We start from the raw sequence: 24,796 nt of genomic DNA on the forward strand, positions 1-24,796 counted from the left end.
CCGCCCTTTTTTGTGGCCGCTGCCGTTACACTAGCGAAACTGAACCCGCCGGGCCCTGTCTGAAAAACACGCCTCGCGAGGCCACCTCATTTGTCCAGGAGTAAAGCATGCGTAATCTGATCATCAGCGCCGCGCTCGTCGCCGCCAGCCTGTTCGGCGTGACTGCCCAAGCAGCTGAAGCACCCGCCGCGCCTTATGTCGAATTGGCCAACCCCGTGCCGGTAGCAGTGCCTGGCAAGGTCGAGGTCGTGGAGCTGTTCTGGTACGGCTGCCCGCATTGCTACGCATTCGAGCCTGTGATCAATCCATGGGCTGAAAAGCTGCCTTCGGACGTGAATTTCGTGCGCATTCCCGCCATGTTCGGCGGCCCATGGGACGCTCACGGCCAGATGTTCCTGACCCTCGAGGCCATGGGCGTCGAGCATCAGGTTCACGCTGCAGTGTTCAACGCGATCCAGAAAGAAGGCAAGAAGCTCACCAAGAAAGAAGACATGGCTGAGTTCCTCGCAACCCAGGGCGTCGACAAGGATAAGTTCCTGGCCACGTTTGATTCCTTTGCTATTCAGGGACAGATCAAGAAGGCCCGTGAGCTGGCGAAGAAATACGAAATCACCGGCGTACCGACCATGGTCGTCAATGGCAAATACCGCTTTGACATCGGCTCCGCTGGCGGCGCGAACGAAGCGCTGCAACTGGCGGACACGCTGATCGCCAAAGAGCGAGCGGCCACCAAGGCTGCTGCCAACTAAGCCCGGCCCACGGCCATGGCCCGCTGGAGTACCGAGCGCATCGTTGGCCTGCACGAACCGCGGGTCAACGAGCACCATGTCGCCTCCACGGGCCTGCCGGCGGACAGCCGCCTGCGGTTGCTCAGTTTTAATATCCAGGTCGGCATCAGCACCGAGCGCTACCGGCACTACCTGACCCGGGGCTGGCAACATCTGCTACCCCATACGGGACGCGCCGGTAACCTGCAAAAGATAGGCGACCTGCTGAAAGACTTCGACCTGGTTGCCTTGCAGGAAGCCGATGGCGGAAGCCTGCGCTCCGGCTACATCAATCAAGTCGAACACCTTGCCCATCTTGGTGCGTTCCCCTACTGGTACCAACAACTCAATCGCAACCTCGGCCGGCTCGGCCAGCACAGCAACGGCGTGCTGAGTCGCCTGCGACCGTGGGCGATCGAAGACCATCCGCTACCAGGCCCCAAGGGGCGTGGAGCGATCCTGGCGCGCTTCGGCGAAGGTCCGGAGGCGCTGATTGTGGTGATGATGCACTTGGCTCTCGGGGCTCGCACCCGAACGATGCAGTTGGCCTACATTCGCGAACTGATCGGCGGCTACAAGCACCAGGTGCTGATGGGCGACATGAACACCCACGCCAATGACTTGCTCCAGACGTCGCCACTGCGCGACCTTGGCCTGCTCGCCCCGCAGCTCGAAGCCACGTTTCCCAGCTGGCGCCCCCAGCGCTGCCTGGACCATATCCTGCTGAGCCCGACCTTGACCCTCGAACGCGTCGAAGTATTGGCCCAGCCCATTTCCGATCACCTGCCGGTCGCGGTCGAAATACGTCTGCCGGGTTCGCTCACGGCCGACGCATTCCCTGCGCTGAGTCCTTCCCCTTGCGGACCCGATGAATGAGCGACGACGCCGAACGCTGGAGAGAGAAGTACCTCAAGAGCATCGAACAACAGGAAAAGCTTGAGCGCCGCTGGGACGCTCGGCTCGACTTGCTGCGTCGAGGCCTGGTGCGCAGCACCTTGGCCGCCGAGGGTACCGACCGGGCCGTAGACCAGTGCATGAAAGAGATGCGCGAGGTGGTGCGCACCGACGACATGGACGCCGCCCTCGCCGCCTTGCTGCCGCGCCTGGAGAAAGCCGTACTCGATTCCGAACAGCGCCGCGAGACGCGTGTGGACCAAATGAGCGCCGCGTTGACCGCGTTGGTCGCCCAGTTGCAATCCTTGCCGCTGCCGAAGGAAGTCAGCCGGCCATTGAAGAAGTTCTCCAAGCAATTGGATGCCCGGGTCGGCCAGGCGCGGGAAATCCCATTATTGCTCAGCGAATTGAGCGGCTTGCAGGGCAAGGCGCTGAGCGCGCTGGAAACGCCGGATCAGCCGAGCCGGCCCGGTCTGCTGCAACGGCTGTTCGGTGGGCACGGTCACGATGAGGTGCCCGTCCAGCCCCAGCCGTCCGAGCCGGCCCGGTCCAGCCCGACGCCTGAGACGGATGCCGCGGCGCTGGCGCCTGCGCAACCGGCAGTCGAGACGGTATCCATCGCACCTGCCCCCACCCCATTAGCGGAGCAAGACCACGCAGCCACCGTGCCAGAAACGGGGCCGGTCGCGGTAACGGAGCCGGCAGATGAACCGCAAGACGAGCCTGCACCGCAGCCCGAGCCGGAAGCCAGCACCCAGGTAGCCCAGGCCGCCGTCGAACCATCCCCGGTCCTCGCCGAGCACGCCGAACCCGGTACCGTGCTGGAAAACCCGGACGAGCTGGTGCCAGAGGCGTCAACGCAGCCGCTTGAGGAAATACCCCTTGCTGTCGAAGAGCCCGTCGAGCTCCCCGCATCGGTCGATCCCGATGAGGCTCATTACGCCCTGCCAGACTCGCCGGAACCCTCCTACAGCTCGGTCGCCAGGCATATCGAAGACACCCTGCTGGGCTTGCTTGGCGATCTGACGTTGCCCGAGCGTCATCGGCCCCAGGCGGAAGCCATGCGAGAGCGTTTGCGCAACGGTTTGAACTGGTATGAGTTGTTGCCGATCCTCGACGATCTGGCGGTGCTTATGTTGGCGATCACTGACAGCGGCCAGCACGAGTTTGAAGCTTATCTGCAACGACTCAACGATCGTCTGGAGTCATTCCAAAGCACGCTGCAAGCCGCCAGCGATGACCATGCCGACAATCTTTCGGCCTCCAGGGAAATGGACTCCCAGATCCGCGAGCAAGTGGATGGCCTGCAGAGCAGCATGCAGCAAGCCGATGACCTGGAAGGCCTCAAGCAAGTGCTGGAAAACCATTTGGAAGGGCTGCTGGGTACGATGGATGAACATCGCAAGCAGCGTGACCAGCGTGAGAAGGACGTTTCGATTCGCCTGAAAAGCCTGGCCGAGCGCGTTGCGTTGATGGAGCAGGACGCTCTGATCGTGCGCGAGAACCTGGAGGAGCAGCGGCAAAAGGCCTTGATCGATCCGCTGACCGGCCTGCCCAACCGCGCAGCCTGGAGCGAGCGTCTCGAACGGGAAGTCGACCAGTGGCAGCGGCACGGCAATAGCCTGTTGATCGCCATGCTCGACCTCGATCACTTCAAGCGGATCAATGACAACTACGGTCACTTGGCCGGCGACCGGGTACTCAAGCTCATTGCCTCGGTCCTGCGCAAGCGTATCCGCGGCAGTGACTTCATCGCCCGCTTTGGCGGCGAGGAGTTCGTCCTGCTGGTGCCAGACACACCTCTCGCGGCCGGCGCAAAACTGGCCGAGGTATTGCGCGCGGCCATCGAGGCCTGTCCGTTTCATTTCAAGGGCGAGCCAGTGACAATCACGGTGTCGATGGGCATGACGGCCTTCAAGCCGGGGGAACGCAGCGAGCTGGTGCTCAAACGAGCCGATGAGGCGTTGTATCGGGCAAAAAATGCCGGGCGTAACCGAGTGGAGCTAGGCTGAGCAATTGTTCCATTTTATTAAGGGCATCGGATCATCCTAGGTGATACGTTACACTGTTGCATTATCTTCCTGCGTGCATGTTCTTTGCCATGAAACTTATCCCGCTTCTTGCTTCGCTGCTCCTACTGGCCGGTTGTGCGAGCGGCCCCCGGCTCGATACCAGCCACCCATCGGTCAACCACGACAGCCGTGCCCAATACATCGTGGTGCACTACACCTCGGCTTCGCTTGAACGTTCGTTGTCCCTGCTGACCCACGGCGAAGTCAGCGCTCACTACCTGATAGGGGACGATAAGGACGCGACCATCTACAAGCTGGTGGACGAAAACCGGCGCGCCTGGCACGCCGGGGAAAGCGAGTGGCAAGGCCGGACCTGGCTCAACTCCAGCTCCATTGGGATCGAGATCGTCAATCCGGGCTATATCGACACGGCCACCGGCCGCCTCTGGTACCCCTACAGCGAAGCTCAGGTGCAATCGTTGATCGCCTTGCTCAAGGATATTACTCGGCGTAACGCGATCAACCCGGTCAATATCATTGGCCATAGCGACATTGCCCCCAACCGCAAGCTGGATCCCGGTCCGTTGTTTCCCTGGAAGCGACTCGCGCAGGCAGGCCTGGGCGTCTGGCCGGACGAGGGGGCGGTCGCGCGCCAGCAGGCTGCCTATGGCGCTGAGTTGCCGGCCGCCAGTTGGTTCCAGGCCGAGCTGGCCCGCCTTGGCTACCCGACACCCCGCACCGGTGAATGGGATGTCGCCACCCACCAGGTACTGGCCGCCTTCCAGATGCGCTACCGGCCGGCCCGGTTCGATGGCTCGCCAGACGCGCAAAGCGCGGCGATTTTGCAGGTGCTCAATCAGACAAAATAATGACGCTCGTCTGACTAATCGAACCAAATCCAAAACAGAAGCTATAACTCATTGGTAACTTTCGGATTACTGATGATGACGGCTGCGCGCGAAACCCTGCAGAGCTGGCTCCATCGCCCTATTTTCCTGGCGATGACGGCGGCTGCCCTAAGTACCGTGTTGTTGCTGGCGGGCAGCCTGTTTGTCGTCATGCAACAGATCCAACAGCGTGAAAGCGATCAGATGAATGCCCAAGGCGAGCGTTTCCTGCAGCGCCTGGAACAACTTTTCGGCCAACTGCGCGAAAGCCTCGATGACCTGCAGGCACAACCGCTGCGTGGCTGTAACGACGACATGATCGCCACCTTGCAGCAGGTGAGTTTCAATTATCGGTTCGTCTACGAGGCGGCTTATATCGACAGCTCCGGCATGTGCTCCAGTCGTCCGCGCCAGAGCGCTTTGTCGCTGGCACGAGCGCCTGACTTGCGGGGCCCCGCCTACAGCTATTGGCTCAATACCACCACGGAGCCCGACGAGAACCGTGCTGCGTTGATGTTGGGGCGCGGAAATTTCCGAGTGGCAACGTCTCGCGGCCACCTGACCGATGTGGTCGACCTGCCGCCGGGCAGCAGCCTGCTCGTCGTCCTGGATGCTGGCGAGCGGGCCATTCCAGTCCTAGGCACCGAACAGCGCTGGCCACCGACGGAGCCGTGGCCACCGAAAAGCAAAAACGCTTTGCAAGTCACCAAGCATCGGTTGATCTACCGAATGCCGACCGATAACCCGGAATACCAATTGGTGCTGATTGCGCCCCGTAACGGCGTACGCATTCCGGCCAACGCCTGGTGGATGCTGCCTATCAGCCTGGTGCTGGGGCTGGGCATTGGTTTCCAAGTCTTTTTACTCGCGCGCCAGCGTCAGTCCATGGATGCCGAGTTGCACGGTGCTATCCGACGCGGCGAGTTGCAGGTGCTCTATCAACCGATCTTCGATCTACACAGCCGCAACTGCGTAGGCGCCGAGGCCTTGCTGCGCTGGCGCCGGCCGGACGGCACCCTGACCAGCCCGGATCTGTTTATTCCGATGGCGGAGGACACCGGGCAGATCCGCCAGATCACCGATTTTGTCCTCCAGCGGTTGTTCGACCAGTTGGGCCAGCTGTTGCGGGCCAATCCGCACCTCTACATTTCCGTGAACCTGGCAGCCTGCGACGTGATGGTGCCGCGTATCGGCGATGTGATCGCCCGGCTGCTGGCGATGCATCGTGTGTCGGCGCACCAGATTGCCTTCGAAGTCACCGAGCGTGGCCTGGTCGACGTGCTCGTCGCTCGCGATAACCTGCAATCGTTGCGCGACGTAGGGCATCAGGTATTGATCGATGACTTCGGCACCGGCTATTGCAGCCTGGCTTACTTGCAGACACTGCCGGTGGACTGCCTGAAGATCGACAAGGCGTTCATCGACGCGTTGGGGCACGACGCCGCCAGCAGTGGCGTGGCCCCGCACATCATCCGCATGGCCCACGCGCTGGAGCTCAAGGTCATCGCCGAAGGCATCGAGCACGAGGCACAGGCGTCTTATTTGAGCAGCGAGGGCGTGAAGTTCGGTCAGGGTTGGTTGTTTGCCCACGCGCTCAGCGCGGTGCAGCTCATCGAGTTGATCACTCGCGGTCGCCGTCTGGTCGGGCGACGCATGGATGACGAGGCGTGAAGCGCCCTCAGACCGTCAGGGCCATGTAGAACTGGGTGCCCTGCCCTGGCCTTGAGTACACGCCCATGCGTCCTCCGTGAAGCTGGACGATCTCCTTGCACAGGGCCAGGCCGAGGCCGGCGCCGCCCTTTTTGCGCCCAACCTGGACGAAGGGCTCGAAGATCCGTCCTTGCTGGCCATAAGCAATCCCCTCGCCGTTATCTTCGACGCTGATGATTACCCGTTCGCCATGGCGTCGGGCTTGCAATCGGATCTGGCCGTCATCGTTGGTGTGGCGCATCGCGTTATCGATGAGGTTGTCCAGCACTCGGTCCAGTTGCGCCGCATCGGCATGCAGGCGCGGCAGCGGACCCTGGATCTCGACGAGTAATTCGATACCTTTCGCTTGCGCTTGTGCGGCAAAGCGCATCCTGGCGGCTTCCAACAGTTCTTCGATGGAGCATGGCGCCAGGGTGAGTTTCTGCAAGCCGTTCTGGTAGCGAGAGAAGTTGAGCAAGTCATTGATGAGCTGCATCAACCGCTGCATTTCTTCGTTGACGGTATTGAGTAGATCCGCTTCACGGGACTCTCGAGGAAAATGCATGCGCTCCTGCAGCAGTCCGAAGGCCATGTGCATGCCCGTAACGGGGGTGCGCAATTCGTGGGAGGCCCGCAGGACGAATTCACTGCGCACCCGTTCGAAGGCGCGTTGCTCGGTGACGTCATGCAGCACCATCACCGCGCCGAGAATCTGCCCTTGGGTATGGATGACCGGCGTGAGGCTGTAGGTCAGCACACGCGACTCGCCATCGACTTCGATGCTCAGGTCGTCCGGCGCCCGCTCTTGTGTGCCGCCGCGCAGGACCAGCTGCAACTCGTCGTCCAGCTCGACCCGTCCAAGCGCTTCCCCGAGCCCTTGTCCCAGTCGCTCCTGGTCCCAGCCCAATTGGCGTTGCGCCACGGGGTTGAGATGCTCGAGCCGACCTTGGCGGTCAATCATCAACAAGCCATCGTCAATGCTGTCGAGTACCGCTTGCAGGCGTTGCTGGCCGGCGAGTAGCTCCTCCACATTGGTCGCCTGATGTTCGCGCAGCGCCTGGGCCATGATGCCGAAGCGCCGGCTCAGCAAGTTCAGCTCCGCCGCCGAGGAGATTGGCAGCGTCACCTCGAAATTGCCTTGACCTATATCGTCAGCCGCCGCGACCAACGCCTCGATCGGCGCGCCAAAGCGCCGGGCGATGCCATGGGCCGTCACGAAGCCGATGATCAGCACCGCCAGCCCCACCAGCCCCAGCAGGCCTGAAATCAATAGGGCACGTTCGCGGGCGCGGTCCTGGGTTTCGCTGATTTTGTTCAGGGCATGGCGATAGCCCTCGATCAAGCCTCCACGTAATACGTTGAACTTATCGGTGAGCGCCTGAATGTTGGCAAGATGTTTGGGTTGCTGCAGAGAAGCATCGAAAGCCGCGAGAAAGCTGATGTAGTCGGCTCTGGCGCGGCTGAAGCTGGTGGCGGGTTCGTCCGATCGCTGTTCCTGAGCGATGCCTTCGTCCAGCAACTCGAAATACTGGCGCTTGGACGCTTCCAGCGCCGCCAGGTTGGGGGTTTCGTCGAGCATGATCATCAACTGGTCGCCCAGTGTCTGACGGAGCTTGAGGCCCAGGTCCAGCAGCACGAAGTTGTCGCGAACGGATTGTTCTTGGGTGTTGGCCATCTGCATTACGCTGACCAGTCCCAGCAATAGCCCTAGCAGCGCCACTGTGATCAGCGCCGAAATGCTGAGGAACAACCGTGTGCGCAGCTTCATCGCCAGTTTCATAAGGTGCTGCTCACAGGTTGTATTGCTTGCGTTTGCGATACAGCGTGGACGCGTCGATGCCCAGGGTCTTGGCGGCCTGGTCAAGGGTGTCGGCAGTGGCGAGCACTGCACCGATGTGCGCCTTCTCCAGTTCGTCGAGACTCAGCGCGGCACCGATACGCGGAGCGTTGTTGATCGGTTGCTCGGCCATGCCCAAGTGACTGATTTCAACCTTCTCCTGAGGGCAGATGATGCTGGCGCGCTCGACCACGTTGCGCAGCTCGCGAATGTTGCCCGGCCAGCGGTAGCCTAGCAGCGCTTCGCGTGCCTCATCGCTGAAGCCCCGTGCCGGACGGGCGTATTCTTTGACGAAGCGCGCCAGGAAGCGATCGGCGAGGGTCAGGATGTCCTCGGCGCGTTCGCGCAGGGGTGGCAGGTGCAGGGTAATGACGTTCAGGCGGTACAAGAGGTCCTCGCGAAACCGTCCATCGCGCACCATGTCCTCCAGATTGAGGTTGGTGGCGGCGAGGATGCGGACGTCGGCACGTCGGGTCACCGGATCGCCAACCCGCTCGTATTCCTTGTCTTGGATGAAACGCAGCAATTTTGGCTGCAACGCGAGGGGAAAATCGCCAATTTCATCAAGAAACAGCGTGCCGCCGTCCGCTTGGTTGACCCGCCCCAGCGTGCTTTCGCTGGCACCCGTGAACGCGCCGCGGCTGTGGCCGAACAACTCGCTTTCCATCAGTTCGGTGGTCAGCGATGGGCAGTTGATGGTGACGCAGGACTTCTTCGCGCGCTTGCTCCAGCCGTGGATCGCCCGCGCCAGTTCGCCCTTCCCGGTGCCGGACTCGCCGAGGATCAGGATATTGGCGTCCGTGCTGGCAACCTGCCGAGCGGTTTCGAGGACAACCTTCATCGCTGGGCTGTGGGAGTCCAGGCCGTCCTTAGGCTTACGCATTTCTCCTTCCAGGGCTTCGAGCCTGGCGGACAGTTGGCGTACCTCCAGTTGCTTGGCGGTCGCCAGCCGCAGTTGGTCCGGGCTGCAAGGCTTGACCAGATAATCGGCGGCGCCGGCCTGGATCGCGTCGACGGCCGTGTCCACGGCGGAATGAGCTGTCACGATAACGACGCGCATCCAGGGTGCCTGGATTCGCATCTGTCCCAATACGTCGAGACCGTTGTCTTCGCCCAGGCGCAGGTCCAGGAAGCACAAGTCGAATACCTGGCGTTGCAGCAAGGCTTCGGCCTGTGCGGCACTGTTGGCGGTAGCGACGCTATAGCCCTCGTCTTCCAGGCAATAACGGAAGGTACGCAGGATGGCGGACTCGTCGTCTACCAGCAGAATGCGGCCTTGATGCTCGGTGGCGGATTCCATCTTTCCTACGCTCCTTAATGAATGATGATGATTAGTGTCAGAAAAATCGGGCAAGTTGCATGGTCCATTCTGATCGAATATTACCCACCGAATCGGAATCTGTGGACCTCCTTCGTCTAAAAGACTGATTTTCGGCCAATTTTTAGCGCTGCCGGCGACAACGGTTCGGCTCGCTCATTCCGACATCCGTTTCCGACCCGCAATTCAAAAAAGAAATCGGCCGCAGACCTTTATCTCAATTCGTGCATAACGCACGACGCTCGCCAGGCCCATCGTGCAGGATGCGCTCCCGCAAATGGTTGCCGTCTTACTAACTTATTGATTTGAAAGGGTTTTATTGTGATAAAAAATCTGGCATGCCGGCTGCAATGTTCTGGTCAACGTGGCGCTGAGGGCGCCTCAACCAGATCACCGCTAGGGTGGGGAGGAGTTTCAGGATGAATCGTCAAGTTGCCGCCCAATTTCGCATTACCCGCCTGCATATCCAGCAGGGGCTGTGGGCTTTTGTCGCGTTGCTGGTCACGCTTGTAGCGGGTCAGCAATTGATGCTCTGGCATGAAAGCCAGAAGCCGGAAGCTCCACTGGTATCCACCTACCGTGCCCCGCAAACCCATTTCAGTGCCGCCAGTACGCTGGCGCAGGAATCCGCTTCGATGCGGATGATGGAAGTTGACCAGGCGCAGCCTCTCTCGGAAATGCCTCGTGAAGAGCGCTGGGTGTTCTGATTCGAACCGGTCGTCCGTTGCACCGGAACCATCATTGCCAGATTCGTTACTAAATAGAAAAGCGTAAGGAGAATCACCATGTTGAGCTGGGCTATTACCTTCCTGATTATTGCCATCATCGCCGCTGTATTGGGCTTCGGTGGTATCGCAGGCACCGCCACGGGCATCGCCAAGATTCTCTTTGTCGTGTTCCTGGTGATGTTCATCGCATCGTTCTTCTTTGGCCGTCGTGGCCGAGGCTGACATGAGCGTGACTCTTAAAGGACTGGCCGCCGCCCTGCTGTTGGGCGGCAGTGCCATGGCAATGGCTGCCAACGACGGTCAAATGCGGGTCAACCAATTGCTGCAGTCGGACACGCAATATCGCGAGACTTGGCAGCAGGTCGTCAAGAAGGAAGAACGTCTGCCCGAATGGGTGATGAACCTGACGGGCGATGCAGAGCAAATGAACGCGGTCGAAGAGGACGGCGACAAGTATCTGGTCGGGCCGTTGTGCGAGACTCAGGCCACTTGCAAGAGCAAACGCCTGTTCGTCGCCTTCAGCTTCGATAAAGACGAAGCTTATGCCCTGTTGGTGGAGGTGCCCGCAGGCCTGCCGGCCGATAAGTCGCCGACCCGTCACGCGGACTATCGCTTTCTTGGCAATCCCGATGAAGGTATGCAAGAACTGTTAATGGAACAGCTCAAGAAAGATCCTAACTGGTACTGATTTCTTGAAGCGGGAAGAGCAACGCTGCTTTTCTCTCTGCGAAGCCCGAGGAGGGCCGAAGCATGACCAGGGGGCTGGGACGTTCTGACCATACAGGGTCGGAGTGACCTACGGGCACAAGGGGTGCCTGCGAAAGGGCCGGGTCAGGTAAAAGCTGCGACGCAAGTTCGCGAAGTCGTGACGGCTTGGCGAACTTGCGTAGAGCTTATCCCCACGCTAGAGCGTCTCGCTGCTCTTGCGCCAATATCCGCGATCCGGCCGCGACACATTGTCCTGTTTGTTCCCCACGAGCTCGAACCGTTACCGTATATCGGAGAATGAGTGCCAGGGTTCTTGTCTCCGACCGGAGCTTCGACCCGCTCCATCCATCGTCTTTCCAAGCAATCCGAATAACGCCCGGCTACGCTGAAATGGCCGCATCACGGCACTTTTGCCTGCTCCAATGGCGTATTCGAACTGTTTGGGACGCACGTTTCGTTTTGTAAAACTCATGCCGATTCGGCATAGGGTAGGCGTTTACGGCATTAGACGATCCCCCCTTGCATCGCAATAGTTGCGCCTTTTTTCGCCTGCTGGTGAGCTGCCTTTGGCGCTCAGGGTGACCTTATACGGGGCAGCGGCATGGGTTCGAACCGCCGTCTGGCGGTCCGTTGATGTGGCTGTCCGAGTCAAACTGAAGTAAGGGTAATGATATGAAGAAGGCAAAACTAAGCCTCGCCTGGCAAATCCTCATCGGTCTGGTGCTCGGGATTGCAATCGGCGCGCTGCTCAACCATTTCAGTGCCGAAAAGGCCTGGTGGATCAGCAACGTGCTGCAACCGGCAGGCGATATCTTTATCCGTCTGATCAAGATGATCGTGATTCCCATCGTGATCTCCTCGCTGATCGTTGGCATCGCCGGCGTAGGCGACGCCAAGAAACTCGGGCGGATCGGCTTCAAGACCATCGTCTATTTCGAGATCGTGACCACCATCGCCATCGTCGTCGGCCTGCTCTTGGCGAATTTCTTCCAGCCGGGCAACGGCATCGACATGAGCACCCTGGGTACGGTGGATATCTCCAAGTACCAGGCCACGGCGGCCGAGGTCCAGCATGAGCATGCGTTTGTCCAGACGATCCTCAACCTGATCCCGTCGAACATTTTCGCGGCCGTCGCTCGCGGCGAAATGTTGCCGATCATCTTCTTCTCCGTCCTGTTCGGCCTTGGTTTGTCCAGCCTGCAATCGGACCTGCGCGATCCTCTGGTGAAGATGTTCCAGGGCGTGTCGGAGAGCATGTTCAAAGTCACCCACATGATCATGAAGTACGCGCCGATCGGTGTGTTCGCCCTGATCGCCGTGACGGTGGCCAACTTCGGTTTCGCTTCCCTGTTGCCGCTGGCGAAGCTGGTGATCCTGGTTTATGTCGCCATCGCCTTCTTCGCCTTCGTGGTGCTGGGCCTGATCGCTCGGGTGTTCGGCTTCTCGGTGATCAAGCTGATGCGCATCTTCAAGGATGAGCTGGTGCTGGCCTACTCCACCGCCAGTTCCGAAACGGTGTTGCCGCGGGTTATCGAAAAGATGGAAGCGTATGGGGCGCCAAAGGCTATCTGCAGTTTCGTGGTGCCTACCGGCTACTCGTTCAACCTTGACGGTTCGACGCTGTACCAGAGCATCGCCGCGATCTTTATCGCCCAGCTCTATGGCATCGACCTGTCCATCGGCCAGCAGTTGATGCTGGTATTGACCTTGATGGTGACCTCCAAGGGCATCGCTGGTGTGCCGGGCGTGTCCTTCGTGGTGCTGCTGGCCACACTGGGCAGCGTTGGCATTCCACTGGAAGGCCTGGCGTTCATCGCCGGTGTCGACCGCATCATGGACATGGCCCGTACGGCGCTGAACGTGATCGGAAACGCCTTGGCCGTGTTGGTCATTTCCCGTTGGGAAGGCATGTACGACGATGCCAAGGGCCAGCGCTACTGGAATTCTTTGCCGCACTGGCGCAGCAAGGAGCCGTTGCCGGCAGGGGAAACTTCCAGCCGCTGAGGCATGACTTAAGGCCCCATCGCGAGCAGGCTCGCTCCCACAGAGATCACTCAATCATTGTGGGAGCGAGCCTGCTCGCGATGGTGGCGGCACATGCAACATCAAGCCAACCAGACCCCGGAGAAATCCGGGGTTTGTCGTTTCGGCCAGCCCCGCTATCATTCGCCGCATCTTCCGGGGGACTTAACCGATGCTCAATGGCCTGTGGCTTGGCTTCTTTATCGTGGCAGCCGTGTCCGCACTGGCGCAGTGGCTGATTGGCGGCAACGCCGGGATCTTCGCCGCCATGGTGGAAAGCATCTTTGCCATGGCCAAGCTGTCGGTGGAAGTCATGGTCCTGCTGTTCGGCACCCTGACCCTTTGGCTGGGGTTCCTGCGCATCGCTGAAAAAGCCGGCATCGTCGACTGGCTCGCCAAGGCCCTCGGGCCGCTGTTTCTTCGTTTGATGCCGGAAGTCCCAGCCGGTCACCCGGCGATTGGCCTGATCACCCTCAATTTCGCGGCCAATGGCCTGGGCCTGGACAACGCCGCCACGCCCATCGGCCTCAAGGCCATGCGCGCCCTGCAGGATCTGAATCCCAGCCCGACCATCGCCAGCAATGCGCAGATTCTGTTTCTGGTGCTCAATGCATCGTCGCTGACCCTGCTGCCGGTGACCATCTTCATGTACCGCGCCCAGCAAGGCGCGCCGGACCCGACCCTGGTGTTCTTGCCGATCCTGCTCGCCACCAGTGCCTCGACCCTGATGGGGCTGCTGTCCGTGGCATTCATGCAACGTCTGCGCCTGTGGGATCCGGTGGTCCTCGCCTACCTGGTCCCGGGCGCGCTGGCGCTGGGCGGCTTCATGGCGCTGCTGGCCACGCTTTCGGCCACGGCGCTGGCGGGGCTGTCCTCGATCCTCGGGAACCTGACTTTGTTTGGCTTGATCATCCTGTTCCTGGTGGTGGGCGCGCTGCGCAAGGTCAAGGTGTACGAAACCTTCGTTGAAGGCGCCAAGGAAGGGTTCGATGTTGCCAAGAACCTGCTGCCGTACCTGGTGGCGATGCTGTGTGCCGTCGGTGTGCTGCGGGCCTCCGGAGCGCTGGATTTCGGCCTGGACGGTATTCGGCACCTGGCCCAGTGGGCTGGCTGGGACACGCGTTTCGTCGATGCGTTGCCCACTGCCATGGTCAAGCCGTTTTCCGGCAGCGCCGCCCGGGCGATGCTGATCGAAACCATGAAGACCTCTGGGGTAGACAGCTTCCCTGCCCTGGTGGCGGCGACGATTCAGGGCAGCACCGAAACCACTTTCTATGTGTTGGCGGTCTATTTCGGCGCGGTGGGCATCCAGCGAGCGCGCCATGCGGTGGGTTGTGCCCTGCTGGCGGAGCTGGCCGGTGTGGTGGCGGCGATCGGGGTTTGTTACTGGTTCTTTGGCTGACCTGTGCAAGCGAGCCTGCTCGCGATAGGGCCTGACGAGCCCTTTATTCCGTCACCTTGAACCGCAGCACGCCGATCATCTGGCCATTCTCGGTCAGCACCCGCACTTGCCATTTGCCTGTCGGGTCGCCGGGGAAATTCTGCTTGTGGGTCCAGGCGCGATAGCCTTCCTTGCGCCCTCCGTGAATGTCCAAAGCGATGCGGTCCACTTCTTTGCCGTTGAATTGCCAGACATGGTAGATCCGCTCGTCCAGGCCTCGCGGCGCATTGATGGCGGTGTAGGCGTACAGGCCATTGCTGCGAATCTGGGCGGCGCTGACTTCCTTGAGGCTGGCGCCAGGCGTGCGATCTTCCACTTGGGTGCTGATCGCCACCTCGGTCATCCAGAGCGTGGCGGGCGGTACCCAGGAGCGCAGCACCCAACCGGCGGCGCCAATGCCCAAGGTGATGCACAGGATGGCCAGGGCGTTGCGCACGGTACGGATTGGAAAGATCGAAGCCAGGCTCGGGAATGACAACAGCATGGCGATGCCCAATGCCAGCTTGAAGCTCTGGTCGGTGGTCAGGTGCAGGATCACTGGCAGGGCGGTCAGCAACGCCGCGAACAGCGTCAGGGTGTGCAACGCCAGGAAAGCCCATCGCCGCGGCGCCAGCCATTTGTAATACAGGGGGTCGGTGATCGAGACCAATGCCGCCGCCGCGAGCAGGCCAGTGAAGATCAGTTGGCTGCTGTTCCAGGTGGTGGTGATGAAGAAAAACGGCAAGACAAAAAACAGGCTTTCCTGATGAATCATTTGCGTGGCGTAACGCAACAGCGGCTGGGGAATTTCCCGTTTGAAAATCCGTGTGAACAACCGGGTCAGGCTGTTCTCCAGCATCAGCCAGAGCCAGCTCACCAGCATCATGATGGCGATCCAGGTCGCCAGGCCTTGCTGGCGATCCACCAGCATGAAACTGCCGACCCCGGAAATGAAGCCGCCGAGCGCGATGACCCCTGGGTAGCGCTTCATCAGTTCGATAATGCGCTGGATTAAATGAGTCAGGTTCGGCATTCGGCAGGTTCACGCTAAGTCGTAGGAAAAATCCCTGACAGGGTACCACTGTGAATTCATTCCGGGTCCCGTCGATGCCTGCGCCGTATCAGCCAGGCCACCAGCCCCAGCAGAACCGCCACCAACCCGCCGAGTGTCCAGACAAGTTCGTCATCGCTGAGCAGCGGCTTCTCGATGCGCAAATAGCCTGGGTCCTTGAGCAGCTCACGCAGGGCCAGGTTGGCCTGTTCCAGGCTGACTGCCTGCAGGCGCTCGGCTGGGTTGGCGAAGCGGCCGTCTTCGTAGTCGCCCAGGGCGCTCCAGTAATAGTCGGCCAGTGCGCTGTTGCCTTGGACCGCCCAGGACTGATGGGCAATGGCGGCACGCTTTATCCGCACGAAACTCTCGGGGTCCAGGCCGTCCCTCAACAACGTGTTGCGCAGCGTCTCGAGCGCGTGTTCGGCCGGGGGCAGGTCCTCGCGGGCCAGGTCGGCGTTGAGGCTCAGGAAACCGACGCCGCCGAAGACGTCCCGCTCCACCCACGGGCCATAGGACAGGCCGTCAGCCAGGCGCAGTTGCCGGTAGAGCGCCCAATCCAGGTAATCCTTGAGCAGGTCGAAGGTTTCATCATGTTGTTGCTCCAGCACCGGCTCCGGGAACAGCCAGTGAAGCTTGGCGCTGTCGCCGACCAGCCCACGAATCAGGTTGCGCTTGGTCACCGCGCTGTAGCGGATCTGCGCCAGCGGTTCATGGACGCTGGGTTCGACCGGTTCGAGCTCGCCGAAGGCGCGTTCCAGATAGGCCGGCAGCAATCGATCGAGGTCACCTACGACGATCAACGTCATGTTATTGGGCGCGTACCAAGCCTTGCGCACCTGTTCCAGTTGGGCGACGGTAAAGCGTTCGACCTCGGCCCGTTCCGCACAACGCAAGCCCAGTTCCACGGCCAGTTGGTTGCTGGCTTTGTGGCCCAGGTCCTGGCGGTCGAGCCAGCGTTGCAGATGGGTGTAATGGCCGCCATCCTCGCGCTCTACCACCCGTTTGGCCGCTTCCAGATTCTTTGCGTCAATTCGGGTACGGGTCAGCAATGCCAGCAACAAGTCCAGGACTTTGCGTTGATTGCGCGCTGGCGCCTCGATGACAAACGTCGTGTCGGCGTTGCTGGTGAAGGCGTTCCATTCGCCACCCAGCGCCTGCATGCGCTCTTCCAGGCCGCCCTCGCCGGTATCGTCGACGCCGCTGAACAGCACATGTTCGAGCAGGTGTGGCAGTTCCTTGTCGGCGCAGCTGAAATCATCGAGGCCCACGCCGACCACCAACCGAATCGCCACATGTCCACGTTCCGTGCCGGGCTTGAGCAACAACTGCATGCCGTTGGGCAACGTATATCCCTCGACCTGGAAGCGATCCTGGGCAACGACGGGTAGGGAACCGAACAAAAGCAGGACGAGTAGCAGACAACGCATGGCGGGCTTCCTGGCGGCTTGTAAATCCATGGTCCGGGGACACACTTGTTGACTGGCCGAGACGCCAGTCGTTCAAGGCGAATGGGTGATGTCGGACATTTCGTCGGCGGACAGGGCGCCGATCTCGGATGTTTCCAGCACCACATAGGCGCTGCCGCAGAACAACGAATTCAAGCGCCGCATGTCGGCGATCAGTTCCAAGTGAAGGGAACTCGTCTCAAGGCTTTGCACTACTTTGCGCTGCAAGCGGCTGACATGGGCGTGGGCCATCCGTCGTTCCTGCGCGCGAAAGCGCCGTTTCTCGCGCAGCAATTGGCGAGCACTTTCCCGATCGGCACTGAGGAAGACCGACAATCCCAGGCGCAGGTTAGCGATCAGATGGCTGTGCAGTCCCGCCAATTCTTCCAGGCCCACGTCAGAGAATGAGCGGCGTTGGGAGGTCTTCTGCTGCTGGACCTTGCGCAACATGCGTTCGATGAGGTCACTGGCCAGTTTGAGGTTGATCGCCAGCTCGATGATTTCCGCCCAGCGGCGACTGTCCTGTTCACTAAGATCTTCACGAGGCATTTGCGCCATGTAGAGCTTGATGGCGCTGCACAGCGCTTCGACGTCATCGCTCATGCTGCGCAGTTGTTGAGTGATCGCCGTTTGCTCGCCTCGTAGCACGCCGAGCATGGCCTCGAGCATGTTTTCGATCAGGTCGCCAATGCGCAGGGTTTCCCGCGCGGCGTTCGCCAGCGCCAGGCTTGGTGTGGCGAGGGCGGCGGGGTCCAGGTGCCGTGACGTGGCTTTGCCATTGGCTTGCGGTCGTTCCGGCAGCAGCCAGGCACAGAGCCTGGCCATCGGTCCGACGCTGGGCAACAGCACCAGGCAACGCACGGTGTTATAGAGCAAATGAAAGCCAATGACGGTTTCCTGGGGGCTGAAATCCAGGCCGTCCAGCCAACCCACCAGCGGGTCGAGTACCGGAATGATCAGCAGCAGGCCGATCAGCTTGTACAACAGGCTGCCCAGCGCCACCTGGCGTCCGGCGGCGTTCTGCATGCTGGTGCTGAGGAACGCCAGCACGCCGCTGCCGATATTGGCACCGATCACCAGGCCGATGGCGACTGGCAAGCTGATCACCGCAGCGCCGGCGAGGGTCGCGGTCAGCAAAACCGCCGCCAGGCTGGAATAGGAAATCATTGCGAACAGCGCACCCACCAAGGCATCGAGCAGGATGTCGCCGGTCAACGAGGCGAAAATCACCTTCACGCCCTGGGCCTGGGTGATCGGCGCGGCGGCTTCGACAATCAATTGCAGGGCCAGGATGATCAGGCCCAGGCCGATGGAGACCCGGCCCATCTGGCCGACGCGGGTCTGTTTGCGCGAGAGGAAAAAAATCACTCCGAGGAAGATCAGCAGCGGCGACAGCCACGACAGGTCCAGGGTCAGCACCCGGGCCATCAATGCGGTGCCGACGTCCGCACCGAGCATGGTCGCCAGGGCAGGGGTCAATGCCATCAGGCCCTGGCCGACGAAGGAAGTGACGAGCATCGCCGTGGCATTGCTGCTCTGGACCATGGCCGTGACCATGATGCCGGCGATGAACGCCAGCCAGCGCCTGGACATGTTCTGGCCAATGACATGGCGCAGGTTCGAGCCGTAGACCCGCAAGATGCCGGTCCGGACGATATGCGTGCCCCAGATCAGCAAGGCCACGGCGGAAAGTAGATTCAGCAGGGTCAGCATGAGGAGCCCCCTGTTAGCGTCCCAGATGGACAAATTGACGGTGCCACATCGTTTTACTTCTTGTACTTAAGCTGTAGTTGCCGAATGGTCCGGGCGCCAGCATTGCACAGCTGAAGATGGGTTTGAAACAAAACTGTCATAAAACAGTTTCCTCGAAAACACCCCGCCCCCTGTAGGAGCGAGCCTGCTCGCGATGGCGGCAGCACATCCAAAATCTTTGTTCCAGGCGATCGCTTTCGCGAGCAAGCTCGCTCCCACAGGTTTTGCATTCGAGCGTTTTTTGCAGGCATGAAAAAGGGGCTCACAAGAGCCCCTTCGTTTCACTGCCCTACATCTTTACTGACCCGGGACATCCTTGCGCAGTTTCACCGGATCCTGTTGCTTGCGCTTGCGAGCAATCGCTGTGCGCATCTTGATGTTGATCGCTTCCACTGCCAGCGAGAACGCCATGGCGAAGTAGACGTAGCCCTTGGGCACGTGCACGTCGAACGATTCGGCGATCAGCACGGTACCGACCACCAGCAGGAACGACAGCGCCAGCATCTTCAGCGACGGGTGCTTGTCGATGAACGTGCTGATGGTGCCCGAAGCCAGCATCATCACCAGGACGGCAACGATGATTGCCGCCACCATGACCGGTACGTGGGAAACCATGCCCACGGCGGTGATGACCGAGTCCAGGGAGAACACGATGTCGATGATTGCGATCTGGATGATGGTGTAGATGAAGTTGCCACCCTTGACCGACGGCTCATCGCTGCTTTCTTCCTCGCCTTCCAGCGCGTGGTACATCTCCTGGGAGCTTTTCCACAGCAGGAACAAGCCACCGAAGAACAGGATCAGGTCACGACCGGAGATGCCCTGGCCGAACACTTCGAACAGATCGGCGGTCAGGCGCATGACCCAGGTGATCGACAGCAGCAACAGGATCCGCGTGATCATCGCCAGCGCCAAGCCGAAAATCCGGGTGCGCGCCTGCATGTGCTTGGGCATGCGGCTGACCAGGATCGAGATCATGATGATGTTATCGATGCCCAGGACAATTTCCAGGGCGGTCAGGGTAAAGAAGGCAACCCATATTTCCGGGTTGGTCAGCCATTCCATGTGAGTTCCTTTGAGCGAGTGTTAGGCCGCGTCGCGCCTTCGGTTGACCGATAGGGGCGACGCAGCGGGCATTGCTTTTATAGAGTGCTGAACAGCGGAAAAATCCCCATCAGCAAGGCGGCGAACATTATGCACAGGCAAACCAGTACTGCCCACTTCAAGGTGAAGCGCTGGTGATCGCCGAATTCGATACCGGCCAAGGCTACCAGCAGGTAAGTCGACGGAACCAGCGGGCTCAGCAGGTGGACGGGCTGGCCAACGATGGAGGCACGGGCCATCTCGACGCCAGTGATGCCGTAATGGCTGGCCGCTTCCGCCAGAACTGGTAACACCCCGTAATAAAATGCATCGTTCGACATGAAGAAAGTGAACGGCATGCTCACCAGCGCGGTGATGACCGCCAGGTACGGGCCGAGGAAGTCCGGGATGACCGCCAGCAGGCTCTTGGACATGGCGTCGACCATGCCGGTGCCGGACAGGATGCCGGTGAAGATCCCCGCCGCGAAAATCAGCCCGACCACCGCCAGGACGCTGCCGGCGTGGGCCGCGACGCGGTCCTTCTGCTGCTGCAGGCACGGATAGTTGACGATCATCGCAATACTGAACGCCACCATGAACAGCACGGGCAGCGGCAACAGGCCGGCGATCAGGGTGCACATCAAGACCAGGGTCAGCGCGCCGTTGAACCAGATCAGCTTCGGACGGCGGGCGTCCGGGAACTGGGAAACGCTGATTTCGCTGTGGTCCATTTCGTCGCCCGCCAGGTGCAATTCACCCAGGCGCGCACGCTCGCGTTTGCCGTACATGTAGGCAATCGCCAGGATCGCCACGACGCCGGCCAACATGGCGGGAATCATCGGCACGAAGATGTCGGACGGATCCACATGCAGCGCACTGGCCGCCCGGGCGGTCGGGCCGCCCCAGGGGGTCATGTTCATCACGCCGCCGGCGAGGATGATCAGGCCAGCCATGATCCTTGGACTCATGCCGATGCGGCTGTAGAGCGGCAGCATCGCGGCCACGCAGATCATGTAAGTGGTCGCGCCGTCACCATCAAGGGAAACGACGAGCGCCAGAACGGCGGTACCGACCGAAACTTTCAACGGGTCGCCCTTGACCAGCTTGAGGATCTTGCGAACGGCCGGGTCGAACAGGCCGGAGTCGATCATCAGGGCGAAATAGAGAATCGCAAACATCAGCATCACCCCGGTAGGGGCGAGCTTGGTGATGCCTTCGAGCATCATCGGGCCGATCTTCGGTGCAAAACCGCCGAACAGGGCGAACAGGATCGGGATGATGATCAAGGCGATCAGCGCGGAAAGGCGCTTGGTCATGATCAGGAACATGAACGTGATGACCATGGCAAAGCCAAGGAAAGTCAGCATGGGAAATACTCCAGGCGTGGCGCGGCGGGCAAAGGCGAACCGGTCAGGTCAGCGCAGGATGCAAAGCACGGGGCGGACGGATGGAGTGGGCGCAACGGGATGGGTAGCAGCGGACATCAGAATCACCATTGTTGTTGTTAAAAAGGCCGCACGAGCATCAGCAAGCTCGTTGTAGGCCACCGGTCTGTTGCCGGTAGGTGAGGCGATCCTAATCGCGCAAGCTTTCAGCAGCCTTTCGCAGGCCGACCGTGTGACCAACGCATGAAGTTACTTTGTGGCGGGGGATTTATTCCCGTTGGACTGCGAAGCAGGCCCAAAAGAGCAGACCGCATTCTTTCGAAATTTCGCAATGACAGGTTTCAGGGCCGCTTCGCGCCCAGCGGGGATAAATCCCCTCGCCACAAAAGCAATCAGCGTTTCACTTTGAAGGCTGAAAGATTCAAATACACGTGGGCGTGGTAGCCCTTGATCCGTTGCATCGGTCAATCCTTAATAAAGAGGCGAACCCTCTTGGTTTTCCGCGGGTCAGAGCCTTTACACGCGGGAAAAAAGGAACGCCAGCCATGAAAAACGCGGAAACCCCGGTTATCAAAGTGGTGCTTTATGGTGCCATGAGCAGCCTCGGCAGTGCGTTGATGGCTGAACTGCTGCGACGACAGCATGAAGTCATCGCCATTCTGGATGACCTTACCGCCCTGGCCCCACGCCCGGGACTGCGGGCCAAGACCGGCGATCTGTTCGACCCGGAGCGGGTCAAGCAAAGCGTCGCCGGTGTCAGCGCCGTCGTATGCCTGTTGAACGCACCAGGATTGCCGATGAACAGCGAGCAGGTGGAGCGCACATTGATTCCCGGCCCGGTGGAGCAAGTCCTGGCGGTGGACGCGTTGATTGCCGGCATGCAAGCGGTGAACATTTCACGGTTGTTTTTGGTGGGTGACTTTGCGGTGCTCGACGAAGAACAAGCCGACGACGACTTGCAGCGCCATGCCGCCGAAGAAGTGCTTGATGCTCTGAAGAACAGCACGCTGCAGTGGACCCTGATCAACGCGCCCTATGCCGCGCCAGGCTTGGGCATCGAACACTTCAGCCAGGTCAGTACCAGCCTCGAGCCGGGCCTGGCCGAAACCCTGGAGCGGCTCAACCGCGTGGCCGTCGGCATCGCCGATGAGCTGCGCTTGAACCTGCATGTGGGCGAGCACGTCAGTTTTGTCACGGCCGTGTAGGCCTATCAAACGGCGATGGAAGGCAGCGGCAAGCCAGTGAGCGACTCGGCGCTGTTGGCCTGTTCTTCCATCAACCAATCCACGAACAACTTGATAAGAACACCGCGGCGCTTGCGCTGGGGCAAGACCACGTAATAACCCAGCCGGGACAGCACCGTTTGGGCGATCGGACGACACAACAATCCTTGGGCCAGCAAGTTATCCACAAGGTGTCGCCAGCCGATGGCGACGCCCTGGCCGCCGATCGCCGCCTGGATGAGCAGCGTGTAATTGTCGAAGCGCAACTGCCCGGGCGCTGGCGGCGAGTTGATGCCTAATTCGCGAAACACACCACTCCAGTCGAACCAGTTGCTGCTGTTGCCCGCGCGCAGGTGCAGCAACGGGAATTCCGCCAAGGCCTGGGCGGGCAAGGGCAGGGGACGTTCTCCGAGCAGCAGCGGACTGCATACAGGGAAAACTTCTTCGCTGAACAGCCAGCGACTTTCGCCTTGTTTGAAGCGCCCATCGCCGAACAACACTGCAACGTCAATATCGGTACGGAGCATGTTGTGGTTGCGCTCGCTGGTCACCAGGCTCACATCCACCTGGGGATTGGCTGCGTGAAACCGATGCAGCCGAGGCATCAGCCAATAAGCGGCAAAGGCAAAGTCCGTCGCCACTTGCAGCACTTCGTGCTGGTGCTGGGCGGTGATCGCATTCAGACCCGCATCGATGCTTTGCAAACCGGTCTGGACTTGCTCGAACAGCAGCGTGCCGGCTTCAGTCAGCTCGATGCCTCGATAGATGCGGTCAAACAGCCGCGTGCCCAGCTGTTCTTCCAAACGTTTGATCTGCTGGCTGATGGCCGGCTGCGTGGTGCCCAGCTCGATTGCGGCCGCGGTGAAGCTTTGCTGGCGAGCCGCTGATTCGAAGACACGGAACAGGTCCAGGGAGAGGTCACCCAAGGCTTCATACATAAGCTGTGCTTATCCTAGTCATTGTCTCGCATGGGCTTTACCCCAAAACTCAGGGGCTACATGCTCAATCGCAGCACTATCGCATAACTGCCTACTATGGAATGCCGCGAATACATGAAGCGCAAGAACATTCTTTTCATCATGGCCGATCAAATGGCCGCGCCAATGTTGCCGATCTATGGTCCGTCGCCCATCAAGTTGCCGAACCTGTCCCGCCTGGCCGACCAGGGCGTGGTGTTCGATGCCGCGTATTGCAACAGTCCGTTGTGCGCGCCGTCACGCTTTACCCTGGTGAGCGGCCAGTTGCCAAGCAAGATTGGCGCCTACGACAACGCGGCGGATTTCCCAGGGGACGTTCCGACGTATGCCCACTACCTGCGCCGCCTCGGCTACCGCACGGCGTTGTCTGGCAAGATGCATTTTTGCGGACCGGACCAGCTGCACGGCTACGAAGAACGTCTGACCAGTGACATCTATCCTGCCGACTACGGCTGGGCCGTGAATTGGGATGAGCCGGATGTGCGGCCGAGCTGGTATCACAACATGTCATCGGTGTTGCAGGCCGGCCCGTGCGTACGGACCAATCAGCTGGACTTCGATGAAGAGGTGGTGTTCAAGGCCCAGCAATACTTGTTCGACCACATCCGCGAGGACGGCGACCAGCCGTTTTGCCTAACGGTATCGATGACACACCCACACGATCCGTACACGATTCCCAAGGCATTTTGGGATTTGTATGACGACAACGAGATCCCACTGCCGCAAACCCCGGCGCAGGCTGAACTCGATCCGCATTCCCAGCGCCTGCTCAAGGTCTATGATCTTTGGGATAAGCCGCTGCCTGTGGATAAGATCCGCGATGCTCGTCGAGCGTATTTCGGGGCGTGCAGCTACATCGACAGCAATGTCGGCAAGTTGCTGCAAACCCTGGAGGACACCGGGCTGATCGACGACACCATCGTCGTCTTCTCCGGCGATCATGGGGATATGCTCGGCGAAAAGGGGCTGTGGTACAAAATGCACTGGTTCGAAATGGCCGCTCGGGTACCGTTGTTGATCAGTGCCCCGGGGCAGTTCGCCAATCGCCGTGTCGGTGCGGCTGTGTCCACCGCCGACCTGCTGCCGACCCTGGTTGAACTGGCCGGCGGTACGCTGGAGCCAGGTCTGCCACTGGACGGCCGTTCGCTGGTGCCGCATCTGCAAGGGCAGGGCGGACATGATGAGGTCTTCGGCGAATACATGGCTGAAGGCACGATCAGTCCGTTGATGATGATCCGTCGCGGCCCGTGGAAATTCATCTATAGCGAGGATGATCCATGCCTGCTGTTCGATCTACGCAACGATCCCAAGGAGCAGCAAGACCTCAGCCAATCGCCCGAACATCAGTCACTGTTTGCTGATTTTCTCGCCGAAGCGCGGGCCAAATGGGACATTCCGACGATTCATCAACAGGTACTCGCCAGCCAGCGACGTCGACGTTTCGTCGCCCATGCGCTGACCCTGGGCAAACTCAAGAGCTGGGATCACCAGCCGCTGGTGGACGCCAGCCAGCAGTACATGCGCAACCACATCGATCTGGACGATCTGGAGCGCAAGGCCCGTTATCCACAACCCTGCCAATAAACCAATAACGTAAG

The 24,796-nt window shown here is 60.4% G+C and carries 20 protein-coding genes; 12 read left to right on the top strand and 8 right to left on the bottom strand.

Annotated features, from left to right (window positions below):
* Nucleotides 1-107: 107 nt before the first annotated feature.
* The 5 genes from J3P76_RS00320 to J3P76_RS00340 all read left to right on the top strand — a co-directional run bounded on the left by J3P76_RS00320 (nt 108) and on the right by J3P76_RS00340 (nt 6,231).
* Nucleotides 108-749, top strand: coding sequence for a thiol:disulfide interchange protein DsbA/DsbL (locus J3P76_RS00320; protein WP_420766020.1), 642 nt, complete (start codon nt 108-110; stop codon nt 747-749).
* 15 nt (nt 750-764) lie between these two features.
* A complete protein-coding gene (locus J3P76_RS00325; protein WP_420766019.1) occupies nt 765-1,643 on the top strand; it encodes an endonuclease/exonuclease/phosphatase family protein in 879 nt (292 codons plus the stop codon).
* A complete protein-coding gene (locus J3P76_RS00330) occupies nt 1,640-3,673 on the top strand; it encodes a diguanylate cyclase (RefSeq protein ID WP_434608652.1) in 2,034 nt (677 codons plus the stop codon). Before J3P76_RS00325 ends, J3P76_RS00330 begins: the two co-directional genes overlap by 4 nt.
* Nucleotides 3,674-3,762: 89 nt before the next feature.
* Nucleotides 3,763-4,542, top strand: coding sequence for an N-acetylmuramoyl-L-alanine amidase (locus tag J3P76_RS00335; protein ID WP_434701386.1), 780 nt, complete (start codon nt 3,763-3,765; stop codon nt 4,540-4,542).
* Between the two features lie 75 nt (nt 4,543-4,617).
* Nucleotides 4,618-6,231, top strand: a complete 1,614-nt coding sequence (locus J3P76_RS00340) for an EAL domain-containing protein (RefSeq protein ID WP_420766122.1) — start codon at nt 4,618-4,620, stop codon at nt 6,229-6,231.
* Nucleotides 6,232-6,238: 7 nt separating this feature from the next.
* Here J3P76_RS00340 and J3P76_RS00345 read toward each other — a convergent pair whose 3' ends face one another.
* Nucleotides 6,239-8,029, bottom strand: a complete 1,791-nt coding sequence (locus tag J3P76_RS00345; RefSeq protein ID WP_434608648.1) for an ATP-binding protein — start codon at nt 8,027-8,029, stop codon at nt 6,239-6,241.
* Nucleotides 8,030-8,039: 10 nt separating this feature from the next.
* Entirely contained in the window at nt 8,040-9,386 is a 1,347-nt protein-coding gene (algB, locus tag J3P76_RS00350) for a sigma-54-dependent response regulator transcription factor AlgB (RefSeq protein ID WP_420766015.1), read from the bottom strand.
* 437 nt (nt 9,387-9,823) lie between these two features.
* On the opposite strand from algB, the gene J3P76_RS00355 reads away from it, so the two are divergent.
* The 5 genes from J3P76_RS00355 to J3P76_RS00375 all read left to right on the top strand — a co-directional run bounded on the left by J3P76_RS00355 (nt 9,824) and on the right by J3P76_RS00375 (nt 14,264).
* Nucleotides 9,824-10,111 (top strand): hypothetical protein, encoded by a 288-nt coding sequence (locus J3P76_RS00355; protein WP_420766014.1) that lies wholly within the window; start codon nt 9,824-9,826, stop codon nt 10,109-10,111.
* 78 nt (nt 10,112-10,189) lie between these two features.
* Complete coding sequence (locus tag J3P76_RS00360) at nt 10,190-10,354, top strand: DUF1328 domain-containing protein (RefSeq protein ID WP_003177151.1); 165 nt, start codon at nt 10,190-10,192, stop codon at nt 10,352-10,354.
* A 1-nt stretch (nt 10,355) separates the two neighbouring features.
* Entirely contained in the window at nt 10,356-10,820 is a 465-nt protein-coding gene (locus J3P76_RS00365) for an inhibitor of vertebrate lysozyme family protein (RefSeq protein ID WP_434608645.1), read from the top strand.
* Nucleotides 10,821-11,512: 692 nt separating this feature from the next.
* Nucleotides 11,513-12,844 carry a glutamate/aspartate:proton symporter GltP gene (gene gltP / locus J3P76_RS00370; RefSeq protein ID WP_420766012.1) on the top strand — a complete coding sequence of 444 codons (1,332 nt, stop codon included), beginning with the start codon at nt 11,513-11,515 and terminating at the stop codon, nt 12,842-12,844.
* Nucleotides 12,845-13,034: 190 nt separating this feature from the next.
* Entirely contained in the window at nt 13,035-14,264 is a 1,230-nt protein-coding gene (locus J3P76_RS00375; RefSeq protein WP_420766011.1) for a nucleoside recognition domain-containing protein, read from the top strand.
* Between the two features lie 43 nt (nt 14,265-14,307).
* Here J3P76_RS00375 and J3P76_RS00380 read toward each other — a convergent pair whose 3' ends face one another.
* The 5 genes from J3P76_RS00380 to J3P76_RS00400 all read right to left on the bottom strand — a co-directional run bounded on the left by J3P76_RS00380 (nt 14,308) and on the right by J3P76_RS00400 (nt 20,980).
* A complete protein-coding gene (locus J3P76_RS00380) occupies nt 14,308-15,315 on the bottom strand; it encodes a DUF5924 family protein (RefSeq protein WP_420766010.1) in 1,008 nt (335 codons plus the stop codon).
* A gap of 56 nt (nt 15,316-15,371) precedes the next feature.
* Nucleotides 15,372-16,760: a M16 family metallopeptidase gene (locus tag J3P76_RS00385; protein WP_434608643.1), complete on the bottom strand. Its 1,389-nt coding sequence runs from the start codon at nt 16,758-16,760 to the stop codon at nt 15,372-15,374.
* Between the two features lie 72 nt (nt 16,761-16,832).
* Nucleotides 16,833-18,491, bottom strand: a complete 1,659-nt coding sequence (locus J3P76_RS00390; protein ID WP_420766008.1) for a Na/Pi cotransporter family protein — start codon at nt 18,489-18,491, stop codon at nt 16,833-16,835.
* Between the two features lie 336 nt (nt 18,492-18,827).
* A complete protein-coding gene (locus J3P76_RS00395; RefSeq protein WP_420766007.1) occupies nt 18,828-19,595 on the bottom strand; it encodes a TerC family protein in 768 nt (255 codons plus the stop codon).
* 77 nt (nt 19,596-19,672) lie between these two features.
* Nucleotides 19,673-20,980 carry a CitMHS family transporter gene (locus tag J3P76_RS00400; RefSeq protein ID WP_039593443.1) on the bottom strand — a complete coding sequence of 436 codons (1,308 nt, stop codon included), beginning with the start codon at nt 20,978-20,980 and terminating at the stop codon, nt 19,673-19,675.
* 563 nt (nt 20,981-21,543) lie between these two features.
* Here J3P76_RS00400 and J3P76_RS00405 point away from each other — a divergent pair.
* Entirely contained in the window at nt 21,544-22,203 is a 660-nt protein-coding gene (locus J3P76_RS00405; RefSeq protein ID WP_434561436.1) for an NAD(P)-dependent oxidoreductase, read from the top strand.
* A gap of 5 nt (nt 22,204-22,208) precedes the next feature.
* On the opposite strand, the gene J3P76_RS00410 is transcribed toward J3P76_RS00405, so the two are convergent.
* A complete protein-coding gene (locus tag J3P76_RS00410) occupies nt 22,209-23,159 on the bottom strand; it encodes a choline sulfate utilization transcriptional regulator (protein ID WP_434675629.1) in 951 nt (316 codons plus the stop codon).
* Nucleotides 23,160-23,273: 114 nt separating this feature from the next.
* Between J3P76_RS00410 and betC the strand changes: the two genes are divergently transcribed.
* Complete coding sequence (betC, locus tag J3P76_RS00415) at nt 23,274-24,782, top strand: choline-sulfatase (RefSeq protein WP_434675630.1); 1,509 nt, start codon at nt 23,274-23,276, stop codon at nt 24,780-24,782.
* Nucleotides 24,783-24,796 lie beyond the last annotated feature (14 nt).

It is taken from the genome of Pseudomonas sp. D1-36, assembly GCF_051132205.1.
Classification (GTDB): domain Bacteria; phylum Pseudomonadota; class Gammaproteobacteria; order Pseudomonadales; family Pseudomonadaceae; genus Aquipseudomonas.